Source organism: Stenotrophomonas sp. MYb238, assembly GCF_009496535.1.
In the GTDB taxonomy this organism is placed as follows: domain Bacteria; phylum Pseudomonadota; class Gammaproteobacteria; order Xanthomonadales; family Xanthomonadaceae; genus Stenotrophomonas.
Window position 1 is genome coordinate 92593 of sequence record NZ_WIDL01000007.1, and the last position, 21257, is coordinate 113849.

Here is a 21257-nt window from a genome sequence, read left to right on the forward strand (position 1 = left end):
AGTCTAACGCAGCCTTGCGCCACGGCACGGCTGCCGGCCCGCACCTGCTTAAGCTGGAGTTGCAACCGAATGTCGATGTCCCCGACCGATGCGCGCTACCACCTGGATCGCATCGTCGGCCTGATCCGCCGCGGCCTGGCCAGCCTGCGCACCCGCGGCTGGCGCGCGACCCTGCAGCGCGTCGGCGTGCACCTGCGGCGGCAGCCGCCGCCGCGACGCGAACCGCTGTTCGCGCCCGCCGGTGGGCCGTTCGCGCCGTTCGCCGTGCCCGCCGCCGCGCAGCCGGTGGCCAGCATCGTCATCCCGGTCTACAACCATGCCCGGCACACGCTGGCCTGCCTGCGCGCGCTGGCCGCGCATCCGCCGGCGACGCCCTGCGAGATCCTGGTGATCGACGACGGCAGCAGCGACGACACCGCCGCCTGGATGGCGCGGATCGACGGCCTGCGCTATTACCGCCGGGAGGAGAACGGCGGCTTCATCGCCGCCTGCAACGACGGCCTGCGGCTGGCGCGCGGGCAGTACGTGGTGCTGCTGAACAACGACACCGTGCCGCAGCCGGGCTGGCTGGACGCCCTGCTCGACACCTTCGCGCATGTTCCCGAGGCCGGCCTGGTCGGCGCGCAGCTGCTGTACCCCGATGGTCGCCTGCAGGAATCGGGCGGCGTGGTGTTCGACGACGGCAGCTGCTGGAGCTACGGCCGCTTCGAGTCGGCCGAGGACCCGCGCTACGCCAGCCTGCGCGATGCCGACTACTGCTCAGGCGCGGCGCTGGCCATCCCGCGCGCGCTGTTCGAGCAGCTCGGTGGGCTGGACACGCGCTATGCGCCGGCCTACTACGAAGACACCGACCTGGCGTTCAAGGTGCGCGCCGCCGGCCGCCGCGTGCTGGTGCAGCCGGCCAGCCGCGTGGTGCACGACGAGGGCACCAGCAACGGCACCGATACCGGCAGCGGCATCAAGGCCTGGCAGGTGCGCAACCAGCAGGTGTTCGCGGACAAGTGGCGCGACGCGCTGGCGCGGCAGCTGCCGGCCGGCAGCGTTCCCGGCCCCGCGCTGCTGCACCGCGGCCAGCGGCAGATCCTGATCGTCGACGAGGCGGTGCCGCGGCCGGACCGCGACTCGGCCTCGCTGCGCCAGTTCAACCTGATCCGCATGCTGCTGGCCGGCGGCGCGCACGTGGTGTTCCTGCCGACCCGCGGCGGCCACGGCGGCGCGGCCACCGAGGCGTTGCAGGCGCTGGGCGTGGAGGTGTGGCATGGGCCCTGGATGAAGGGCGTTGGCGGCTGGCTGCGCACGCACGGCCCCCGCTTCCAGGTGGTGATGCTGGTGCGCCACCACGTCGCCGGCGTGTGCCTGCCGCTGCTGCGGCGCCATGCGCCGCAGGCGTGCACCGTGTTCGATACGGTGGACCTGCACTACCTGCGCGAACGCCGCGGCGCCGAACTGGCCGGCGATCCGCGTCTGGCGCGCAGTGCCGAACGCACCCGCGCCAGCGAGCTGGCGGTGATGGCCGCCACCGACGTCACCCTGCTGGTCAGCGCCGCCGAGAAGGAGCAGCTGGCCGCCGACGCGCCGCAGGTGAAGGTGGAGCTGCTGTCCAACCTGCACGAAGTCGCCGGGCAGGGGCTGGACTGGGCGCAGCGGCACGACCTGGTGTTCGTCGGCGGCTTCCGCCATCCGCCGAACCTGGATGCGATGCAGTGGTTCATCGGCGAGGTGTTCCCGCGGATCCGGCAGCGCCTGCCGCAGGTCCGGTTCCACTGCATCGGCGCCGACGTGCCCGACAGCCTGCAGGCGCTGGCCGCCGGCCAGCCGGGCGTGCAGGTGCACGGCTACGTGCCCGACGTGGTGCCGTGGATGGCCGGCGGCCGCATCGCGGTGGCGCCGCTGCGCTTCGGCGCGGGAGTGAAGGGCAAGATCAACCTGAGCATGGCCCACGGCCAGCCGGTGGTGGCGACCTCCTGCGCGGCCGAAGGCATGCACCTGCGCGACGGCCAGGACGTGCTGGTCGCCGACGGCGCCGAGGCCTTCGCCGAGGCGGTGGTGCGGCTGCACGACGACGAAGCCCTGTGGCGGCAGCTGTCCGGCAACGGCCTGCGCAACATCGCCCGGCACTTCTCCATGGACGCCGCACGCGCGACCGTGGCGCGGGTGTTCCTGGAGCAGGAGTAAGCGAGGAGACTTCGTCCAGCCGGGGACGCGTCCCGGGGTGCCGGAGCCAGGAAGAACCGATGCCCTGCCGGGGCAATGCGTTCCCCAGTCCTGCGTAGGAGCGACTTCAGTCGCGATGGGGTTTTACCCATGTCTCCAGGCAGAACAACGGGAAAGCCCCATCGCGACTGAAGTCGCTCCTACGCAGAGCACGTACATGTAAGAGGTCCGCGCCCGGTGCCTGCCTGCGCGCAGGGCCCTCACGCCCCTGCCTAGCGCTTCGCATTGCCCAGCCGCTCGGCGAAGGCCGGCAGCTCCGGGGTGGCCGCATCCAGTTCGCGCGCCTGCTCCAGCGCGCGGCTGGCGAAGGCAATGTCGCCCGCGCCCAACCGCTCGCTGCCGACCGCCAGCCAGCGCTGCGCCAGCCGGCGCCGCGCCGCCGGCAGCAGCGGATCGCCCGGCGCCAGCGCCTGCCAGGCGTCCAGGCAGGTGCGCGCCGCCTGCAGGCGGTTGCCCTGCAGGTTCACCTCCAGGCAGTCGCGCGCGGCGGGCAGGATGCGGGCGCCGGCCCGCTTCACCCGCGCATCGCGCGGCGCCAGCGCCTGCGCGGCCTTGAAGCGGTCGTAGGCGCTGGCGCCCGGCGGCAGCAGCCACTGCCCCTGCGCGGCGGCGCTCTCCACCTGCGCCAGCAGCGCGCGCACCCGCCGTTCGCGCTCGGCGGCCGGCAACCGGGTTTCCAGCGCCTGGCGCGCGCCCTGCGCGCGCTGCAGCGCCTGCGCCGCGGCCGCCACCTCGGGGCTGTCCGGCGCCAGCGCGCGCGCCTGCTCCAGCGCCTGTCCGGCCTGTTCGAAATGGAAATCGCCGGCCAGCCGCGCCGCTTCGCCGGCCCAGGCGCGCGCCACCTGCTGCAGCCCCTGCCTGGCGGCGGGATCGTCGGCCGCCGCCAGCACCTGGCGGTATCCATCCGCGGCCTTGTGCAGGCGACCGCGCGCCAGATCGCGCGCGGCCTGGGCGCGGCGGCGGTCCAGCGCGGCGTTCAGCGCGGCGCGGGCGGCCGGCAGTTCGGAATGCCCGGCGTCGTAGCCCTCCACCTGCCGCAGCAGGCGTGCGGCCGTGTCCGTCTCGTTCCGCTGCGCCGCCGCCACCGCCTCGGCCAGCAAATCGGACAGGGCATCGTCCTTGCCCTGCAGCGCCCGCAGGTGGTCGGGCCGCACCGCGAGCACGCGCTGGTACAGCGGCAGCGCGCTGTCCGGCCCGTCGTCCAGGCGCCCTTGCGCCTGCGCGTCCTCGGCGCGGCGCAGCAGGTCGCCGACGGCATCGTGCTCCTGCCCCTGGTGGCGCAGGCGCGCGGCGATGGCCTCCAGCTCGGCCTGCGGCACCTGCAGCTGCCCGGCCAGTTCCAGCGCCTCGCGCGCGGCGTTGGCGTCGCCCGCCGCCAGCCGCTGCCGCGCCTGCTCCAGCGCTTTCTTCCCGGTGTCGGCCAGGGCATCGCGCACGTCGCCGCGGTCCGGGTCCAGCGCGGCGGCCGCTTCGAACAGTTCGCGCGCGCCGCTGCCGTCGGCAGCGGACAGATGGCCCTGGCGCAATGCGTGCCGGCCGTCGTCGAGCAGTTGCTGGATCCGGGTTTCCGGCCACAGCAGGTTGGCCAGCGGCTGCCGGAACAGGGTCAGCAGCACCGCCAGCGCCGCGACCCCGATGGCGATCGAGCGCCAGGCGCGCGGGCTGTCCCAGCCACGCGCCACCCACCAGCGCCCGTAGAGGCGCAGGCGGCCGACGGCCAGCGCCAGCCATCGCGGGAGGTGGGGGTGCCCGTTGTGCATGCGGCCAGCCTAGCAGTCCGCCATGACGCCGCGCGTCGCCGCCGCCCTCAGCCCATGCGGCGCGCCTCGTCCACGCCCGGCAGGGCGTCGAGCTTGCCCAGCAGCGTGGACAGCTGGCCGTAGTCGCTCACCTTCAGGCGCAGGCGCAGCTGCATGCGGCCGCTGTCGCGCAGCGGGTCGCTGTTGATGTCGAGCACGTAGGCGTCTTCCTGCGCGATCAGGTTGGTGATGTCCTTCAGCAGCCAGCGCCGGTCCATCGCGCGGACCATCACGTCCACTTCGTAGCCCGACCCCGTGCGCCCCCACTCCACCGGCAGCACGCGCTCGGGGTGCGCGGCCGACAGCCGCGCCAGCGCCGGGCAGTCGGCGCGGTGCACAGTGACGCCGCGGCTGCGGGTGAGGTAACCGGCGATGGGTTCGCCGGCCACCGGCTGGCAGCAGCGCGCCAGCTGCACCAGCAGGTTGCCCACGCCCTGCACGGTGAAATCGGAGCGGCCGATGCTCTCGCGGCGCGCGGTCGGCCGCGGCAGCGGCGGTGTCGCCGGCGCCGGCTGGCTCTTCTCCTTCTCCGCCTCCAGCAGTGCGCGGCTGACCTGGCTGGGCCCGGTGTCGCCGAGCGCGACCTGGATGTACAGGTCGTCGATGCCGTCGGCGTGGAAACGCTTCGCCGCCACCGCCAGGTCGGCCTGCTGCAGCCCCAGGCGCTTGAGCTCGCGGTCCAGCAGCTCGCGCCCGGCCTGCACGTTGCGCGCGCGGTCGAGCTTGTGGAACCAGGTGCGCACCTTCTCGCGCGAGCGACTGCTGGCGAGGAAGCCGTTGGCCGGCAGCAGCCAGTCGCGGCGCGGGTCGGCTTCGCGCGCGGTCATGATCTCCACGCGGTCGCCGCTGCGCAGGCGGTAGGTCAGCGGCACGATGCGGCCGTTGACCTTGGCGCCGCGGCAGCGGTGCCCGACCATGGTGTGCACGTGGTAGGCGAAATCCAGCGGCGTGGCGCCGGCCGGCAGGTCCATCACCTCGCCCTTGGGACTGAGCGCGTAGACCCGGTCCTCGATCAGCTCGGCGTCCAGCGCGCCGGCCAGGTCCTCGGGATGGGCCGCGTCCTGCGCCTGCTCCAGCAGCTGCCGCATCCAGGTGATCTTGCGGTCGAAGGCCTTCTCCGCGCCCTTGCCGCCTTCCTTGTACTTCCAGTGCGCGGCCACGCCCAGTTCGGCCTGCGCGTGCATCTCGTGGGTGCGGATCTGCACCTCGATCGTGCGCCCCTCAGGGCCGATCACCGCGGTGTGCAGCGAGCGGTAGTCGTTGGCCTTGGGCCGGGCGATGTAGTCGTCGAACTCGCTGGGGATCGGCGTCCACAGCGCATGCACCACGCCCAGCGTGGCGTAGCAGGCGCCGATGTCGTCCACCATCACCCGCACCGCGCGCAGATCGTAGAGCTGGTCGAAGGCCAGCTTCTTCTTCTGCATCTTCCGCCAGATGCTGTAGATGTGCTTGGGCCGGCCGCTGACCTCGGCGCGGATGCCGTGCTCGCCCAGCGCCGCGGACAGGCGGCGCTTGACCGCCTCGACGTAGCGCTCGCGCGCCAGCCGCGTCTCGTCGACCTCGCGCGCGATGTGGCGGTAGGTCTCTGGTTCGAGGAAGCGGAACGCCAGGTCCTCCAGCTCCCACTTCAGCTGCCAGATGCCCAGGCGGTTGGCCAGCGGCGCATGGATGTCGCGGGTCAGCTGCGCCAGCGCGCGGCGCTGTTCGTCTGGCAGCTTGTCGGCCGCGCGCATGCAGGCCAGCTGCCGCGCCAGCAGAATCGGCACCACGCGCAGGTCGTGCACGATGGACAGCAGCAGCCGGCGCAGGCCTTCGCTGTTGCGCCCGGCCTCGCGCCCGGCATGCAGCGCCCATACCTGGTCGGCGGCGTCCTGCCCGTCGAGCAGGCCGCGCAAGGCCGCGGCCGCATGGCCCAGCGGCAGCTCCGGCAGCCGCGCGCGCAGGCCCGGCAGATCGAACAGCAGCGCGGCGACGATCACCGCCTCGTCGGCCGACAGCAACGCCAGCGAGTCCAGCGTGTCGGCCAGCACCGGCCACGGCAGGCGCGGCTGCGCCCCGGTCTCCGGCTGCTGCCACGCGGCCAGCAGCGCCTGCCGCAGCGGATCGGAAAGGGCGCCGCAGGACGGGCGTTGCAGCAGGGCTTCCAGGCCGGAGAGGGAGGAACGGTTCACAGCGGTCGATCGCGGGCGGATGCCCCTACACTAGCGCCCAACCATCCACGGGAACAATCGCCCATGAAGCCCTCGCGCCTTTCCGTCCTGCTCACCGCCGCCCTGGCGCTTGCCCCGGTCTTCGCCGCGCAGGCGCAGCGCGTCGTCGACGGCGACCTGCAGCAGCAGATGTCGGCCGAGGAATTCAAGGCCGCCGGCCTGGACAAGCTCTCGGCCGGCGAACTGGCCGCGCTCAACGCCTGGCTGCAGGGCAAGGTGCAGCAGGCCACCGCCACCGCGGTGGAACAGGCGCGCGAGGAAGGCCGCCAGGAAGTGATCGTGAAGAACCGCGGCTTCTTCGACTTCGGTTCCAAGGACCCCATCGAGGCACGCCTGGAAGGCGAGTTCCGCGGCTTCGGCAAGGGCCGCCAGTACACGCTGGACAATGCGCAGGTATGGGAACAGACCGACGATGCCAGCGTCGCCGGCGTGCGCAAGCAGGCGCCGGGGGTCAAGATCGCGCCCGGCCTGCTGAACGTGTGGTACCTGCAGGTCGAAGGGCTCAACACCCGCGCCAAGGTCCGCCGCATCAAGTAACAGGAACCGTCCGCCCCGGTCCACACCGGCCGCGGGCGGATGCAGACCGGCAGGCCAGCGCGATCCGCGGCGGCCTGCCGCCCCGGGCCGCCGCGCCTGCTCCCGACGACCGTCCACCATGCCCGCCATCGTGTTGCTCATATTGCTGCTCCTGCTGCCGGCCGCCGCGTCGGCGCAGGTCTACAAATGCAAGGGGAAGTCCGGCGAAACGGCCTACTCCGAACACCCCTGCGATGCCGGCGCGCAACCGATGAAGCTGCGCGAGGAGCGCCCGGCCACGCCGCCACCGCCGATGGAACCGGCCATACAGGAAACCTCTCCGCTGCGCGAGAGCGATACCGCGCCGGCGCCCGCCGCGGAGCTGGACCGCACCGCCGAACGCGAGTGCATCGCCAACGCGACCGCCTCGATCTATGGCCCGTCCAACGACCGCGTGGCGACCTTCCAGCAGCAGATGGCGATGCTCAACGAGCAGCTAGCCAACGCGCCGGACGCGCAGCGCAGCCAGGCGCTGCGGGCGCGCATGGCCAACCTGCGCCAGGCCATCGGCCGCGAACACGCGCACGCCCACGAACAGGTCAACGCCGCGCGCCGGCGCTGCGTCGACCAGCACCGCGCGATGCCGTAGACACGGTGCCGGCGCACGCGGGCATCGCCGGGCGAAGCCAACGCCGGCAGGCCCGGCCGCCAGCAGCCTAGCCGCGCAGCGCGGCGACCCGCTGCGCCAGCTTCTTCGGCGAGACGCCGGAGCGGAAGCCCAGTTCCTGCGCGAACAGCGACACCCGCAGTTCCTCGATGTCCCAGCGCAGCGCCGACCACTCCGGCTGCGTCGCGCGCCCCTGCAGCCGCGCTTCCTCCAGCGCATCGACGAAGGGCGTCAGTTCCAGCATGCGCGCCTGGTCGCGCGGCGGATCGCGCTTGGCGCGCTCGGTGCGCAGGATCATCGCCTTGAGGTAGCGCGGGAACTGCGCCAGCGCATCGGCCGGCGTTTCGCGCAGGAAACCGGCGTGGATCAGCGAGGCCAGCTGCCGCTCCATGTCGTCGAGGTTGCCGCGCGCCCAGCCCATCAGCGGTGCTTCCAGCAGCGGTTTGAGCTCGCCGGCCAGGCCGAGGATGGTCTCGGCCAGCCGCAGCCGTTCCATCGCCTCGCCGAACAGGCGCTTGCCGGCATCGGCACGGCGCTGCTCGAACGCATCGGGCGCACGGATATCGCCCAGCCCTTCGGCCAGCACCGCGTTCATGGCGGCATCGACGAGGTCGCCGCGCAGCCTTTCCTGCGACTCTATCGCCGCGTACAGCAGCCCGGTCTTGGGCGACACCGGCAGCTGCTTGCGGGCCTGCTTGACCTTGTCGGCCAGGGCGATTTCCAGCAGCCGCCGCACGCCGCCCGGGTGCGCCAGCCGCGCGGCGTTGCGGTCGGCGAAGATGCGCAGCGCCGCCGCCTCGCCGGTGTCGACCAGCGCCGGGTACGCCGGCACGCCGGCTTCGCCCGGCACCTGTTCGGGGATGGCGGTGGCCGGGAATTCGCGCAGGCCCTCGGCCGCCAGCGCCTTGCCGGCGCGCGCGGCGAACGCCTGGCCGGCGCGCTCGCCGTAGCGCGCGCGCAGCGCGTCCAGATCGCGCGACATCTCCAGCAGCCTGCCGTCGCCCTCGGCCAGGCGCAGGTTCATGCGCAGGTGCGGTTCCAGCGCCGTCTCGTCGAAATCGGTGGCCGCCACCGCCGCGCCCGTGGCCTTGGACAGGAACCGCGCCAGTTCGCCGCGGATGTCGTCGGCCGACGGCTGCGGCCAGGCCTCGGCGAAGGCGCGGCCGAAGTCCGGCGCCGGCACGTAGTTGCGGCGCATCGCCTTGGGCAGGCTGCGGATCAGCGCCGCCGCCTTGTCGGCGACGAAGCCCGGCGCCAGCCACGACAGCCGCGCCGGGTCCAGCGCGCCCAGCAGGTGCAGCGGCACGTCGAGGGTGACGCCGTCGTCCTGCGCGCCGGGCTCGAAGCGGTAGTGCATCGCCAGCCGCGCGTCGCCCAGCGCGAAGTACTTCGGATAACGCTCCTGCTCGCTGCCTTCGCCCGGCAGCAGGTCGGCCAGCGACCAGCGCAGCGCGCGGTGCTGCTCGGCCGGCAGCGCCTTCCACCACGCATCCAGCCCGCTGGCCGAATGGATCTCCGCCGGGATGCGGTCCAGGTACCAGCGCGCCTGCCAGTCCTCGTCGGCGACGATGCCGGCGCGGCGCAGCTTGGCCTCTTCCTCGCGCGCCTGTTCCAGCACCTTGAGGTTGTCGGCGACGAAGCCGGCGCGGGTGTTTATCTCGCCGGTGACCAGCGCCTGCCGCACGAAGATGTCGTGCGCCTCGCCGGGATTGATGCGGCCGTAGTGCACCGGCTTGCGGGGCGCCAGCACCAGCCCGAACAGGCTGATCTGCTCGGCGGCCAGCACCTGCCCCTGCGCGCGCGACCAGTGCGGGTCGAAATGCTTGCGCGCCAGCAGGTGCGGCAGTTCGGCGATCGCCCAGTCCGGCTCGATGGCAGCGTTGGTCAGGCCCCATACGCGCTGGGTGTCGAGCAGGGTCGCGCTGAGCACCCACGGCGGCGGCTTTTTCGACAGCCCCGAACCGGGGAAGAGATGGAAACGGCGCTGGCGCGGCGCCTGGAAATCGCCCTTGTCGGTGCGGTGGCCGATCTGCGTCGGCAGGCCGGCGAGGATGGCGCGGTGCAGCGCCTGGTAGGCGGCGACGCGGGCCTTCTCGGGAATGGAGGCGGCATCGGAGTCGGGTTTCCCCCGGCCCTGCCGGGTCGCTGCGTTTTTGCTGGAGGAAGCCTGCGCGGCTTCCGGCCTGGCGCCTTCGCGCGCCAGCCGCGCCGCCTTGTGCAGTTCGCCGCGCGTGGCCTTGCGCCTGGCTTCGCCATCGCCGCCTGCCGGCAGCGCGGGCGGCGCGGCCAGCAGCGCCTTGCCGAACGCGCCGTCGCCGGCGCTGTCCCAGCCCAGTTCCTCGCACAGCAGGCGCAGCTGCCGGTGCAGCTCGCGCCACTCGCGCATGCGCAGGAAGCCGAGGAAATGGCGGCCGCACCAGTCGCGCAGCTTCGACTGCGTCAGGTCCTCGTGCGCGACCCGGTAGCCCTCCCACAGGCGCAGGATGCCGAGGAATTCCGAGCGCGGGTCGGCGAAGGCGGCGTGCGCGTTGTCGGCGGCCTCGCGCGCTTCCGGCGGCCGCTCGCGCGGGTCCTGGATGCCGAGGAAAGAGGCGATCACCAGCATCTCGTGCAGGCAGCAGGCCTTCTGCGCGGCCACCAGCATGCGCGCCAGCTTCACGTCCACCGGCAGCCGCGCCATCTGCCGGCCGATGGCGGTGAGTTTTCGCTCCGTGTCGATCGCGCCCAGCTCGGCCAGCTGCTGCCAGCCGTCGGCGACCGCGCGCTCGTCCGGCGGCTCCAGGAACGGGAAATCCTCGATCCGCCCCAGGCCCAGCTGCAGCATGCGCAGGATCACCCCGGCCAGCGAGGAGCGGCGGATTTCCGGGTCGGTGAACTCCGGGCGCGACTGGAAATCGGCCTCGGCGTACAGGCGGTAGCACACGCCCTCGGCGATGCGCCCGCAGCGGCCCTTGCGCTGGTTGGCGCTGGCCTGCGACACCGGTTCGATATGCAGCCGGTCGAGTTTCTGCCGCGGGCTGTAGCGCTTGACGCGCGCGTAGCCGGGATCGACCACGTAACGGATGCGCGGCACCGTCAGCGAGGTCTCGGCGACGTTGGTGGTCAGCACCAGGCGCCGCTTCGGCCCCGGGTTGAACACCCGGTCCTGGTCCTTGGCCGACAGGCGCGCGTACAGCGGCAGCACCTCGGTCTCGCGGTACTTGCGCCGTTCCAGCGCCTGGTGCGCATCGCGGATCTCGCGCTCGCCGGGCAGGAACACCAGCACGTCGCCGCGCGGGTCGGTGCGGGTGATCTCGTCGACCGCGGCGACGATGGCGTCGTTGACCGACACCGGGTCCGACTCGGCGGCGTCGCCGCGTCCACGGCCGCCGCCCCTGCCATCGGCGGCCGGCGCGGACCTCGCCTCGTCCAGCGGCCGGTAACGCACCTCCACCGGATAGGTGCGGCCCTCGACGCTGACCACCGGTGCGTCGTCGAAATGGCGGGAGAAGCGCTCGGTGTCGATGGTGGCCGAGGTCACCACCAGCTTCAGGTCCGGGCGCCTGCGCAGCAGCTGCTTGAGGTAGCCGAGCAGGAAATCGATGTTGAGGCTGCGTTCGTGCGCCTCGTCGATGATCAGCGTGTCGTAGCGCGACAGCCAGCGGTCCGAGGCGATCTCGGCCAGCAGGATGCCGTCGGTCATGAACTTGATGCGGCTGTCCTCGCCCACCTTGTCGGTGAAGCGCACCTGGTAGCCGACCACCGAGCCCAATTCGCTCCCCAGTTCCTCGGCCACGCGCGTGGCCACCGCGCGGGCGGCGATGCGGCGCGGCTGGGTGCAGCCGATCATGCCGGCCTGGCCGCGGCCGGCGGCCAGGCACAGCTTGGGCAACTGCGTGGTCTTGCCCGAACCGGTCTCGCCGGCGATCACCACCACCTGGTGGTCGCGGATCAGCGCGGTGATGCGTTCGGCTTCACGCGCGATCGGCAACGCCTCGTCCATGCTGACGGCGACCGGCTGCGCCGCGCGTTGCCGGCGCCGGTCGCGCGAGGGTTCCAGCAGTTGCCGGAAAGCCGTTTCGGCGGTGGCGTCGGCCGGCCTGCCCTGCCAGCGCGACCACAGCCCGAGCAACCGCCCGCGGTCGCGGCTCATGGCTCCGTCGATGGCCTCGCGGGCCTCGCGCAGGCGCGCGGCAGTGTCCTTTTCGATAGCGCTCATCAATCGTTCAACGAGAAAACTTGAAATACCGGTATGGTCCCGATGGCGCTATTGTGAAGCCATTCAACCCGCCAAGGAGAACGCAGCATGGCCAAGGCCAAGAACAGCAGCAAACCCGAGACCGGCAGGAAGAAGCTGGCGGCCGCCGCGCCGTCGGCACCGGGTATCGATATCGGGATCAAGGATGCCGATCGCAAGAAGGTGGCCGACGGCCTGTCGCACTTCCTCGCCGACGCCTACACCCTGTACCTGAAGACCCACAACTTCCACTGGAACGTCACCGGGTCGATGTTCAATTCGCTGCACACCATGTTCGAGGCGCAGTACACCGAACAGTGGACGGCGCTGGACGAGATCGCCGAGCGCATCCGCGCGCTGGGCTTCAACGCGCCGGGCTCCTACCGCGAGTTCGTGACGCTGACCTCCATCGCCGAGGAGCCGGGCCTGACCGACAGCGCCGACTGGCGCGAGATGGTGCGCCAGCTGGTGCAGGGCAACGAGGCGGTGTGCCGCACCGCGCGCAAGGTGCTGGAACAGGCGGAAAAGGCCGGCGACGCACCCAGCGAGGACCTGCTGACACAGCGCCTGCAGACCCACGAGAAGTACGCCTGGATGCTGCGTTCGCTGTTGCAGTAAACCCTTTGGGGCTTGCGCCCCTGCGGGTTTTCCAGGGTTCCGCTTGGCGGAACCCTGGACCCTGCCTCATCTGCCTGCCAGATCCCCCCGCCTTCGGCGCGCCCCCTTGACTCAAGGGGGCTCTTCTCCAGGTGGATCGTTGCGACGTGTGGACTGGCGCGGCTCGCGAGGTTCGCCTGCGGGCGTTCGCCTTCTGGTTTTGAGATTCCACTTGGCGGAACCCTGGACCCTGCCTCATCTGCCTGCCATATCCCCCCGCCTTCGGCGCCCCCTTGACTCAAGGGGGCTCTTCTCCGGGTGGATCGTTGCGGCGTGTGGGCTGGCGCGGCTCGCGAGGTTGGCCTTCGGGCGTTCGCCTCCTGGTTTTCCAGGGTTCCGCTCGGCGGAACCTTGGTCCCTGCTTCATCTGCCTGCCAGATCCCCCCGCCTTCGGCGCGCCCCCTTGACTCAAGGGGGCTCTTCTCCAGGTGGATCGTTGCGGCGTGTGGGCTGGCGCGGCTCGCGAGGTTGGCCTTCGGGCGTTCGCCTTCTGGTTTTCCAGAGTTTCGCAGGCGGAGCCTTCGGGGCTTGCTCCATCTGCGGGCCGGCTGCGGCGCCTTCGGCGCATCCTTCACCAACGTGGCTCTTTTCCGGGCGCATGTAGTACGCGTTCATGGCGCGGTGCCGGTCGGTGGCGGGGTTTCCTGTCTCCGGAACCGGAGATTGTCTCGTTCAACTCTTTGCCGGTTCTGGCCGATACTGCCGGGATGATCCGGCGTCCGTCCGTCCTTCTCCTGGCCGCATTGCTCTGTTGCCCGTCGCTCGCGCACGGGGAACGCCTGGGCGCAGCCATCGACGGCCTGCTGGCGCGCGGCTACTCCTCGCCACTGGCGGCGGTCACCCGGCTACAGGCCGTCGAGGACCGGCCCGCGGACGACGCGCCGCTGGCGCAGCGCCATGCCTACCAGGCCGCCGTGGGCCGTTATGCCGCCCAGGAACGCCGCCCGGCCATGGCCGCGCTGGCGCAGCAGGCCAGTGCCGCGCTGGAGAAGATGGCCCGCGACGAGCAGTGCCGCGCCTGCGCCATCGACCAGCATCTGATCCAGGCGCGCTGGGCGCTGACCCAGCGCGTTGCCGACCGCGCGCAGGCCACGCTGGACCGGATCGACACCCTGCCCGGCCGCATCAGCCCGGCGCAACAGCAGCAGTTGCACTACCTGCGCGCGCGCCAGTACCAGCTGCAGAGCCGACTGGACATGGGCATCCGCGAGGCCCTGCTCGCCATCGAACTGGCCGGGCAGCACACGGCGGACCAGCTCATGGCGCAGAACCTGCTGGCGGTGCTCAACGTCTACCTCGGCGACTACCCGCGCACCATCGAGATCAGCCAGGGCACCTACGCCCGCGCCGAACGGATGGGCTTCACCCAGGTCATGGCCGAATCCAAGCTCAACATGGGGTTCGCCCATCTGCGCGACGGCCGCCGCGACCTGCAGCTGAAACTGCTCGAGGACGTGCTCGCCCTGACCCGCGACGACGAGGGCCTGGCCATCATCCAGAGCACCGCCGTCTCCAACCTGGCCGACTACTGGCTCAGCCAGCGCGATTACGCCAGGGCGCTGGCGTATTCGGAGCAGGCGGTGGAGTTGGCGCGGCGCATCGACGACCCGCTGACCCTGGCCTATGCCCTGATCAACCGCGGCGCGGCGCAGGCCGGGCTGGGGCAGGCCGAGGCCGGCGTCGCCGATGCCCGCCAGGCCATCGCCCTGACCGACCGGATCGGCGCCAGGACCGACCACATCGGCATGCTGCAGGAACTGGTCAACATCCACGAGCACGCCGGCGATTACCGCAACGCCTTCCTCACCCTGCGCCGCGTCGAAGGCCTGCAGCAGGAGATCACCCGCCAGGCGCGCGAGAAGGCGGTGCTGGACCTGCAGGAGAAATACGCCTCCGAAAGCCGCCAGCGGGAAATCGAACGGCTGGCCGCGGCCAACCGCCTCAAGGAAGCCGAACTGGCCACGCAGGCGGTGCGGCGGCAGATGTGGGCCGCGTTCTCGCTGGCCCTGGTGCTGCTGGCGGTAGTGCTGGTGCAGTGGCTGCACCGCAGCCGGCGCGCGAACCGGCGGCTGTCCCGCGACGTGGCCAACCTGGCCGAGCAGTCGATCCACGACCCGCTGACCCGCGTCCACAACCGCCGCCACGGCCAAGCCCTGCTGGCCGGCTACGGCCGCAGCGTCGAAGACGCCCCGTCCGGGAATCCGCCCTTGCTGGGGCTGATGCTGCTGGACATCGACTTCTTCAAACAGGTCAACGACAACCACGGCCATCCGGCCGGCGACAAGGTGCTGGTGGAGGTCGCGCACCGCCTGCGCGCCCTGCTCCGCGAACAGGACGCGGTGGTGCGCTGGGGTGGCGAGGAATTCCTGCTCCTGCTGCCCGGCCTCCAGGCCACCGCCCTGCCGGCGCTGGCCGATCGCCTGCTGCGCACCATCGGCACGCTGCCCATCGCCCTGCCGGGCGCGGACATCACGCTCACCGCGTCGATCGGCGCGATCGGCGCGCCGTTCGCCGGCAGCACCGATACCGATGCGCTGATCCAGCTGGCCGACCTGGCGCTGTACCGGGCCAAGGCGTCGGGCCGCAACCGCGCGCTGTGCATCACCGCGCTGCAGGAGGGCCTGGACCCGGTGGCGCTGGCGCGCGACCTGGCCGCCGCGCAGCAGGCCGGTCAGATCGGGATGACCGTCGTTTCCGGCCCCGTCTAGAAGACCGGGACCGGGGCACTTTCACCGATGCGCTGATCCAGCTAGCCGACCTGGCGCTGTACCGGGCCAAGGCGTCGGGCCACAACCGCACGCTGTGCATCACCGCGCTGCAGGAGGGCCTGGACCCGGTAGCGCTGGCGCGCGACCTGGCCGCCGCGCAGCAGGCCGGTCAGATCGGGATGACCGTCGTTTCCGGCCCCGTCTAGAAGACCGTGGCACTTTCGTTCCGGCCATCCGGACGACCCGGAAAACAAGGGCGCAACCGCCCCCGACCGAGGCTTTTCCGACCCGTTCGCGGGAAGCAGGCGGACAGCGAGGCTTGACCGGGCAGTTATCCTAGGCGGCATGTCTTCCCCCGCCCACGAACTGCTGAAGCGCGTCTTCGGCTACGACGCCTTCCGCGGCAACCAGCAGGCCATCGTCGAACACGTCACCGCCGGCAACGATGCCCTGGTCCTGATGCCCACCGGCGGCGGCAAATCGCTGTGCTACCAGGTGCCGGCGCTGCTGCGCGAGGGGTGCGGCATCGTGGTTTCGCCGCTGATCGCGCTGATGCAGGACCAGGTGGAGGCGCTGCGCCAGCTCGGCGTGCGCGCCGAGTTCCTCAATTCCACGCTCGATGCCGAGAGCGCCGGCCGGGTCGAGCGCGAGCTGCTGGCCGGCACCCTGGACCTGCTCTACGTCGCGCCCGAGCGGCTGCTGACCGGGCGTTTCCTGTCGCTGCTCGAGCGCAGCCGCATCGCCCTGTTCGCGATCGACGAGGCGCACTGCGTGTCGCAGTGGGGCCACGATTTCCGTCCCGAATACCGCCAGCTGACGGTGCTGCACGAGCGCTGGCCGCAGATCCCGCGCATCGCCCTGACCGCCACCGCCGACCCGCCCACCCAGCGCGAGATCGCCGAGCGCCTGGACCTGGCGCAGGCCGAGCACTTCATCAGTTCCTTCGACCGCCCCAACATCCGCTACACCGTGGTGCAGAAGGACAACGCCAGACGCCAGCTGCTGGATTTCCTGCGCGGCCACCGCGGCGAGGCCGGCATCGTCTACTGCATGTCGCGGCGCAAGGTCGAGGAAACCGCCGACGTGCTGCGCGCCGAGGGACTGGACGCCCTGCCCTACCACGCCGGCCTGCCGGCCGAGGTGCGCGCGGCCAACCAGCGCCGCTTCCTGCGCGAGGACGGCATCGTCATGTGCGCCACCATCGCCTTCGGCATGGGCATCGACAAACCCGACGTGCGTTTCGTCGCGCACACCGACCTGCCCAAGTCGATGGAAGGCTATTACCAGGAGACCGGCCGCGCCGGCCGCGATGGCGAACCTGCCGAGGCATGGCTGTGCTACGGGCTGGGCGACGTGGTGCTGCTCAAGCAGATGATCGAACAGGGCGAGGCCAGCGCCGAGCGCAAGCACCTGGAGCGCGCCAAGCTCGACCACCTGCTCGGCTACTGCGAATCCATGCAGTGCCGCCGCCAGGTGCTGCTGGCCGGCTTCGGCGAAACCTACCCGCAGCCCTGCGGCAATTGCGACAACTGCCTGACCCCGCCGGCGGCATGGGACGCCACCGTTGCCGCGCAGAAGGCACTGAGCTGCGTCTACCGCAGCGGCCAGCGCTTCGGCGTCGGCCACCTGATCGACATCCTGCGCGGCAGCGACGGCGAGCGCGTGCGCCAGCTCGGCCACGACAAGCTCAGCACTTTCGGCATCGGCAAGGATCTGGACGCGCGCAACTGGCGCGGCGTGTTCCGGCAACTGGTCGCCGCCAGCCTGCTGGAAGTGGACCCGGAGGCGCATGGCGGCCTGCGCCTGACCGACGCCAGCCGCGACGTGCTCAAGGGCCGCCGCCAGGTGATGATGCGGCGCGAACCGCCGGCCACGCGCGGCGAGCGCGACCGCAGCGGCACCCCGCGCACCGGCGTGGCGGTGCAGCCGGAAGACCTGGCGCTGTTCAACGCGCTGCGCGGCCTGCGCGCCGAACTGGCGCGCGAGCAGAACGTGCCGGCCTTCGTCATCTTCCACGACAGCACCCTGCGCAACATCGCCGAGCAGCGCCCGACCAACCTCGACGCACTGGGCCGGGTCGGCGGCATCGGCGGCAGCAAGCTCGCCCGCTACGGGCAGCGGCTGGTGGAGATCGTGCGCGAGCAGGGCTAACTGCGATCTCTCAGCAGGTTGTGTTCATCCGGGGTGGTCCCGGAAGACTGGAGGTGCGACCCAACCAGCACCCCAGGAGCCCCGGATGAACCTGCATGAACATGCCCGTTTGAGCCCGCGCGATCGAGTCCTGCTTGTGGACCGCTTCCTCGTGCAGGGCCTGCGCATCGAGGAGGCCGCCCACGCAGCTGGCGTGAGCGTACGCACGGCCTACAAGTGACTGAAGCGATACCGGGAGGAAGGCCCTGCTGGCTTGGTTGACCGCAGTTCCCGGCCGCATGCCTGTCCCCATGCCACACCGTCGGCCATCGTGGCGCAGGTGATGGAGCAGCGTCGCTTGCGCCAGACCTATCGCCAGATCGCCCAACGGCTGGCCGTGGCGCCAAGCACCATCGCCCGGCTGCTGCGCCGCGCCGGGCTGCATCGCCTGGCCGAGTTGGAGCCGGCACTGCCGGCCGCGTCGCTTCCAGCGTCTGGTCCGTCGCCTCGGCCTGCGCCACCTGCGCACGCGCCCCTACACCCCGCGCACCAACGGCAAGGCCGAACGCCTGGTGCAGACCAGCCTGCGCGAATGGGCCCATGCCCGCGCCTACGACAACTCCGGGCAGCGGGCCTGTGCCCTCCATGACTGGCTGCACCACTACAACTGGCACCGACCTCACGCCAGCCTCGGCTACAAGCCTCCCATCTCCCGCATACCACTGAACAACCTGCCGGGTTTACGCAGCTAGCCACGGGCCAGCAGCAGCAAGCCGTCGAGCCGGCGCCGCCAGGGCGCGCCCTCGACCTGCAGGCGCGCGAGCGTTGGCGCCGCCTGCCGCAGCGCTTCCAGCGCCGGTTGCCGGTGTCCCAGCCAGAGCAGGGTTTCGGCCAGTTCGATGCGGCAGGTCGCCGTTTCGACCTTGCCGTCGCCATGCAGCGAGCGCGCATGCTCCAGCGCGGTCCTGCGCAGCGCCAGCGCGGCGGCGCCTTCGCCGCGGCGTTCGGCCAGGTCCGCGCGGGTGCGCAGCAGGCGCAGCTGCAGCGGGGTCGGAACGCGGCCGCCGAGTTTCTCCAGCAGCGCCTGCGCCTGCGTGGCGTCGCCCTGCAGGATGTGCCAGTCGATGCGGTTGAGCCGCGCCTCGATGCGCCCCGGCGCGTCCGGCGGCAACGCCGCGTCCAGGCCTTCGTCGGCATGCAGCAGCAGCCACCCCGCTTCGTCCATGTGCCCCTGGCGCATCAGCAGCGCACCCAGCCCCGATTCGGCGCGCAGGCTGGTGGGCGACTGCCCGCCAAGCCGCTCGCGGCGGATCGTCCATGCCTGCCGGTAGAGCTGCTCGGCCTGCGCGACGTCGCCGCGCAGCTCCTGCAGGTCGCCGTAGTTGTACAACCCCATCGAGTACTCCACCGAATCGGTGCCGTCGATGATCCCGCTCAGGCGCTGGCGCTGCCGGTACTGGCGTTCGGCCGCGGCGTAGTCGCCCGAGTCGCGGTACAGGTCGGCAAGCCCGTCGTGCTGCATCAGCACGAAACTGCTCTCCGGCCCATACAGTTCCTCGGCATGGCGCAGGCCCGCCTGCAGCAGCGGCAGGGCCTGCGCGAACCGCCCCTGCTCGCGCAGGATCTGCGCCAGGCGCATTTCCGTGGCCAGCGCCATGCTGGTGCCGCGCCCCTGCGCGCCGCCGAGCACGTGGCGGAACTCGCGCTCGGCCGATGCCAGCCGTCCCCAGCGCAGGTACATCAGTCCCTTGTTGTAGGACAGGGTCAGGGTTTCGGTGGCGACGCTGTCGGTCGGCAGCCTGGCATACAGCGCCATGGCGGCATCGAACGCGGTTTCGGCGTGGTCGAAATGCTGCTGGTTGACCAGCGCCAACCCGCGCGCGCCGTGCAGCCGCGCCCGGATCGCGGTGGCGCCGCGGGCCGGCAGCAGCGCCATCCCGCGCTCGGCCAGCGCCTGGCCCAGCATGCCGTTGCCGCCCTGGGTCTTCTGCACGGACAGTTCCGCCAGCACCGCCGCCGCGTCCACCGGGCGGTTGACCCGCGGCTCCATGAACCCGTCGTAGGCCTGCTGCAGCAGCGCCTCGGCCTGCCGCGGGACGCCGGAGTTGCGGTAGGCCGTGCCCAGCACCGCGCGCATCCTGGCCAGCTGCGCCGGGGCGTCGGCGAGGTCGCGCGCCACGCGCAGCGCGGCCTGGTCCAGCAGCTGCCGCGACGAACGTTCCTCCTGCCCGCGCTCGGTGCGCAGGAACGGATCGGCGGTCTCGAACACGCCCACCATGAAGTCGCCGACCTGGCGGGCGACGGCCGCTTCCTCCTCGGCCTGCCGCCGCGCCTGCATCAGCCCGGTCACGAACAGCACGGCCAGCGCGAAAGCGGTCGTGCCGGCCGCGAGCCCGCGCCAGTTGCGCTGCATGCCGCGCGCCAGCCGGTACATGCGCCCAGCCTGGCGCGCCGTCACCGGCTGCCGCTCCAGGTAGCGGGCGACATCAGCCATCAGCGTTTCCACCGAGCGGTAGCGGCCGCCGACCTCCAGCGCGCAGGCCTTGGCGGCAATGGCGTCCAGGTCGCCCGCCAACGCCCTGCGCCAGCGCAGCCCGGCCGGCGCGTTGGCCGAGGGCAGGATCACCGCCGCCTCGCTGTCCTGCACGCCGCGCGCGCACGGGCGCGTGGACAGCAGTTCCACCAGCAGCACGCCCAGGCTGTAGACATCGCTGGCCACGCCCACCGGCTCGCCGTGCATCAGCTCCGGGCTGGCGTAGGCCGGCGTGCAGTAGCCGGCCTCCTGGCGGTCGCGCGCGTCGTTGAGCAGGCGCGCAAGGCCGAAGTCCAGCAGCACCGGACGGCCATCGGGCCGCACCAGCACATTGCCCGGCTTGAGGTCGCAGTGCAGCACCAGGCGCTCGTGCGCCGAACGCACGATCGCGCAGATGTCTAGGAACAGGCGCAGCCGCTGCTCCAGGCCGGGCGCATGGCTGGCGCAATGGCGGTCCAGCGGCAGGCCCTCGACGTATTCCATCACCAGGTACGGATAGCCGTCCGGCGTCGTGCCGCCGTCGTAGAGCCGGGCCACGTCGGGCAGGTTCAGGCCGGCCAGCACCTGCCGCTCGGCCTGCAGCCGCTCGACCTCGCCGGGCCCCGGCAGGCCATGCAGCAGCTTGATCGCCACCGTGCGCCGGTAGACGCCGTCGTCGCGCTCGGCCTTGAACACGGTGCCCATGCCGCCACTGGCGATGCGCGCGGTCAGCCGCCACGGCCCCAGCCGCCCGCCCACCGCCAGTTCCGGGGTGAGCGCGCGCGCCAGCGCGGTGTCCAGGCGGGTGCTGACCCGGCTCAGGCCGCGGGTCTGCGACTGCAGCAGCTGCAGTACCTCCTCGACCAGCGCGGGATCTTTGCAGCGCGCCTGCACTTCCTGCCGCCACTGCGCGCGCGGCAGGTCGCAGACGGCGTCGAACAGTTCGCGGATCTGGCGCCAGCGCGCCGCGTCCGCTGCCTCCTGCGCGTCCGCCATCAGGCCAGCTGTCGGTTGAGCCAGGCCCGGGCGAAGCGCAGGTCGCGGTCCACGGTGGGCGCGGAAACGCCCATCACCGTGGCGATCTCGTCGCGGCTCATGCCCCCGAAATAGGTCAGTTCGACCATGCTCGCCGCCCTGGGCTCCAGTTCGGCCAGCTGGTTCAACGCCTGGTGCAGCGCCATCACGTCGTAGGCGCTGCCGTCGTCGTCGGGAATGTCGCTGGCGTGGGACAGCGTCAGCTGCACCAGGTTGCCGCCGCGCTTGTCCGCCGCGCGCGCACGCAGGTGGTCGACCAGCACCGAACGCATCTTCAGCGCCGCCACCGCGATGAAATGGGCGCGGTCCTTGTAGTCCGCTTCCGCTCCCAGCAGCCGCAGCAGCGATTCGTTGACCAGCGCGGCCGGCTGCAGCGTGCCGCCGCTGTTGTTGAACAGGCGGTTGCGGGCGACCAGCATCAGGTCCGAATACAACGCTTCGAACAGCTGTTCCCGCGCCTGCGCGTCGCCACCCTGCCAACGGCGCAGGAGTTGCGTGATCTGGGTGCTCAAACGTCCCCCGTACTGCCGAAAACTGGGCGGCCCCATGGTAGGACCGGCCCGGCCCCCTGCCAACCTGCAGCAGGTCACGGA

The 21257-nt window shown here is 71.8% G+C and carries 11 protein-coding genes and 1 pseudogene; 7 read left to right on the forward strand and 5 right to left on the reverse strand.

The window, feature by feature from the left end:
- The first annotated feature begins 69 nt into the window (after positions 1 to 69).
- The gene (locus tag CQ393_RS06745; RefSeq protein WP_153190794.1) at positions 70 to 2175 is read left to right on the forward strand and encodes a glycosyltransferase; all 2106 of its coding nucleotides are present in this window, start codon (positions 70 to 72) and stop codon (positions 2173 to 2175) included.
- 251 nt (positions 2176 to 2426) lie between these two features.
- On the opposite strand, the gene CQ393_RS06750 is transcribed toward CQ393_RS06745, so the two are convergent.
- Together CQ393_RS06750 and CQ393_RS06755 are read right to left on the reverse strand one after the other, a co-directional pair.
- Positions 2427 to 3974, reverse strand: a complete 1548-nt coding sequence (locus CQ393_RS06750) for a hypothetical protein (protein ID WP_228114331.1) — start codon at positions 3972 to 3974, stop codon at positions 2427 to 2429.
- 47 nt (positions 3975 to 4021) lie between these two features.
- Positions 4022 to 6184, reverse strand: coding sequence for a bifunctional (p)ppGpp synthetase/guanosine-3',5'-bis(diphosphate) 3'-pyrophosphohydrolase (locus tag CQ393_RS06755; protein ID WP_343199749.1), 2163 nt, complete (start codon positions 6182 to 6184; stop codon positions 4022 to 4024).
- 63 nt (positions 6185 to 6247) lie between these two features.
- Between CQ393_RS06755 and CQ393_RS06760 the strand changes: the two genes are divergently transcribed.
- Together CQ393_RS06760 and CQ393_RS06765 are read left to right on the forward strand one after the other, a co-directional pair.
- Positions 6248 to 6760 (forward strand): hypothetical protein, encoded by a 513-nt coding sequence (locus tag CQ393_RS06760; RefSeq protein ID WP_153190795.1) that lies wholly within the window; start codon positions 6248 to 6250, stop codon positions 6758 to 6760.
- Between the two features lie 118 nt (positions 6761 to 6878).
- Complete coding sequence (locus CQ393_RS06765) at positions 6879 to 7388, forward strand: DUF4124 domain-containing protein (protein WP_153190796.1); 510 nt, start codon at positions 6879 to 6881, stop codon at positions 7386 to 7388.
- Between the two features lie 67 nt (positions 7389 to 7455).
- On the opposite strand, the gene hrpA is transcribed toward CQ393_RS06765, so the two are convergent.
- Positions 7456 to 11604, reverse strand: coding sequence for an ATP-dependent RNA helicase HrpA (gene hrpA / locus CQ393_RS06770; protein ID WP_153190797.1), 4149 nt, complete (start codon positions 11602 to 11604; stop codon positions 7456 to 7458).
- Positions 11605 to 11691: 87 nt separating this feature from the next.
- Here hrpA and CQ393_RS06775 point away from each other — a divergent pair, with 87 nt between their 5' ends.
- The 4 genes and pseudogenes from CQ393_RS06775 to CQ393_RS06790 all read left to right on the forward strand — a co-directional run bounded on the left by CQ393_RS06775 (position 11692) and on the right by CQ393_RS06790 (position 17869).
- Positions 11692 to 12240: a Dps family protein gene (locus CQ393_RS06775; protein WP_153190798.1), complete on the forward strand. Its 549-nt coding sequence runs from the start codon at positions 11692 to 11694 to the stop codon at positions 12238 to 12240.
- A gap of 746 nt (positions 12241 to 12986) precedes the next feature.
- Positions 12987 to 14987 (forward strand): diguanylate cyclase, encoded by a 2001-nt coding sequence (locus CQ393_RS06780; RefSeq protein ID WP_153190799.1) that lies wholly within the window; start codon positions 12987 to 12989, stop codon positions 14985 to 14987.
- 345 nt (positions 14988 to 15332) lie between these two features.
- Entirely contained in the window at positions 15333 to 17138 is a 1806-nt protein-coding gene (gene recQ / locus CQ393_RS06785; protein ID WP_153190800.1) for a DNA helicase RecQ, read from the forward strand.
- An 85-nt stretch (positions 17139 to 17223) separates the two neighbouring features.
- Positions 17224 to 17869: pseudogene (locus CQ393_RS06790) on the forward strand (leucine zipper domain-containing protein).
- Here the strand turns inward: CQ393_RS06790 and CQ393_RS06795 are convergent.
- Positions 17866 to 20625, reverse strand: a complete 2760-nt coding sequence (locus CQ393_RS06795) for a tetratricopeptide repeat protein (protein WP_153190801.1) — start codon at positions 20623 to 20625, stop codon at positions 17866 to 17868. The pseudogene CQ393_RS06790 and the gene CQ393_RS06795 sit on opposite strands and share 4 nt — an antisense overlap.
- Positions 20625 to 21176 carry an ECF-type sigma factor gene (locus CQ393_RS06800; RefSeq protein WP_194269602.1) on the reverse strand — a complete coding sequence of 184 codons (552 nt, stop codon included), beginning with the start codon at positions 21174 to 21176 and terminating at the stop codon, positions 20625 to 20627. The genes CQ393_RS06795 and CQ393_RS06800 overlap by 1 nt, the downstream gene beginning before the upstream one ends.
- Positions 21177 to 21257: the final 81 nt, after the last annotated feature.

Coding starts and splice junctions, on each gene's coding strand:
- CQ393_RS06780 (WP_153190799.1), top strand. CDS start 12,987: ATGATCCGGCGTCCGTCCGTCCTTCTCCTGGCCGCATTGCTCTGTTGC.
- recQ (WP_153190800.1), top strand. CDS start 15,333: ATGTCTTCCCCCGCCCACGAACTGCTGAAGCGCGTCTTCGGCTACGAC.
- CQ393_RS06775 (WP_153190798.1), top strand. CDS start 11,692: ATGGCCAAGGCCAAGAACAGCAGCAAACCCGAGACCGGCAGGAAGAAG.
- CQ393_RS06795 (WP_153190801.1), bottom strand. CDS start 20,625: ATGGCGGACGCGCAGGAGGCAGCGGACGCGGCGCGCTGGCGCCAGATC.
- CQ393_RS06745 (WP_153190794.1), top strand. CDS start 70: ATGTCGATGTCCCCGACCGATGCGCGCTACCACCTGGATCGCATCGTC.
- CQ393_RS06760 (WP_153190795.1), top strand. CDS start 6,248: ATGAAGCCCTCGCGCCTTTCCGTCCTGCTCACCGCCGCCCTGGCGCTT.
- CQ393_RS06750 (WP_228114331.1), bottom strand. CDS start 3,974: ATGCACAACGGGCACCCCCACCTCCCGCGATGGCTGGCGCTGGCCGTC.
- CQ393_RS06765 (WP_153190796.1), top strand. CDS start 6,879: ATGCCCGCCATCGTGTTGCTCATATTGCTGCTCCTGCTGCCGGCCGCC.
- hrpA (WP_153190797.1), bottom strand. CDS start 11,604: ATGAGCGCTATCGAAAAGGACACTGCCGCGCGCCTGCGCGAGGCCCGC.